The sequence below is a fragment of the Streptomyces hygroscopicus subsp. hygroscopicus genome (assembly GCF_001553455.1).
Lineage (GTDB): Bacteria > Actinomycetota > Actinomycetes > Streptomycetales > Streptomycetaceae > Streptomyces > Streptomyces hygroscopicus.
The window spans coordinates 1-1442 of sequence record NZ_BBOX01000536.1 but is presented as its reverse complement, the minus strand read 5'-3'; the positions used below and the strand labels follow the sequence as shown (position 1 = coordinate 1442).

Here is a 1442-nt window from a genome sequence, read left to right as displayed (position 1 = left end):
GAGTAAAGGCGGACGCGGGGGCAGATGTGGGGGCGGGCTCCGGCTCGGTTTCGGCCGGTTCCAGGTCCTGCCAGACGCCGTCACGCAGCCGGAACAGGCCGCCGTCGCCCATGCCGAAGAACACCCGCGTACGGCAGGCCGGGTGCGCGGGGAGCAGCAGACAGCGCACCGACGCGGTGTAGTCGGCGGGAGCGAGGCCGCGTTCGGTCGCGTCGGCGCGCAGCCGTCCGTAGGCACGGTCGGTGAGCCGGTGCAGTCCGGAGACGAGCGCGCCGCGGTTGGCGGTGTGGACGTCCTCCGTCAGCCGGGCGCGATTGCGGCCGACCGCCTCGGCGATCCACTCGCACAGCTCACGCGCCGCCCGGTGCGTCCCCGGAGCCGCCCGCTGTCCGCTCGCCACGGCCACCAGGATGAGGGCGCTGTCCCCGGTCCCGAACCGCGCCGCGAGCAGCGCGTCCCGGCGCGGCTCGCCCCGGTAACGGGCCGAGTCGCCGCGCATCGAGGCGGCCCGGAGCGTCAGCGTGCCGTAGCGGGCGCCCTCCAGCACGGTGTCGGGGACCAGGTCCCGGAGATCCTCGGGGTCGGCGACGGGAAGCGTGGTCGGTTCGGCCTCGTACGTGGGCGGCCCGTCGCCGACGTATCCGGCCGCCGCGGACCGCCAGGGCCGGGAGGGGTCGGCTTGGGGGGTGCGGCGCGGTGCTGCGGGCGGCCCGGCATCGCGCGGGGACGTCGGTGGCGCTGAGGGCGGCGGCGGTGTTGCCGGCCTCGGTGGCGGTGGTGGGCTCGGTGGCGGTGTTGCAGGCCTCGGCGGCGGTGGGGGTGTTGCCGACGCCGGTGCCGGGGACGCCGCGCGGCCCGGCGCGGCGCCCGGTTCCGTGCGGCCCGCTACGGCCTCCGGGTCCGCACCGCGCTGCGCACCATCCCGCCCACCATCACGGCCCCGCGTGCCCCCCGGGCCCATGCGGCCCGATACGGCACCCCGGTCCGCTCCGCCCGGCGTAGTCTTCGAGTCCGCGCCCTCCAGTGCGGTCCTCGGGTCCGCGCCACCCGGCGTGGCCCCCGAACCCGCACCACCCGACGGAACACCCGGCTCCGTACGCGACGACGCGACACCGGACCCCGCCGCGCCTGAAGCAGTCCCCGAGCCCACGCCACCCGATGCCGCCCCCGAACCCGCACCACCCGACGCGGCCCCCGAACCCGCACCACCCGACGTGACCCCCGAACCCGAGTCAGCCCACGGAACACCCGGCTCCGTACGCGACGGCACGACACCGGACCCCGCCGCGCGGTCCTGGGAGGGCGGTGCGGCACCGGGCCCCTCGCCGTCGGGAGATCGCCACCCCTGCGGGCCACCTCCCGCGTCGGCGTCCGAGCCCGGTGCGGCACCGCCCTGATCCCCCGCCCGCGGCTCCCAGAGGGCACCTGCGGCCGGTCTGTGA

The 1442-nt window shown here is 77.8% G+C and carries 1 protein-coding gene; it reads right to left on the bottom strand.

Annotated features, from left to right (window positions below; all coding sequences use genetic code 11):
- Positions 1-547, bottom strand: a 547-nt coding sequence (locus tag AXW62_RS42095; protein ID WP_306305087.1) for a protein phosphatase 2C domain-containing protein, incomplete at its 3' end; no start/stop codon positions are given.
- Positions 548-1442 lie beyond the last annotated feature (895 nt).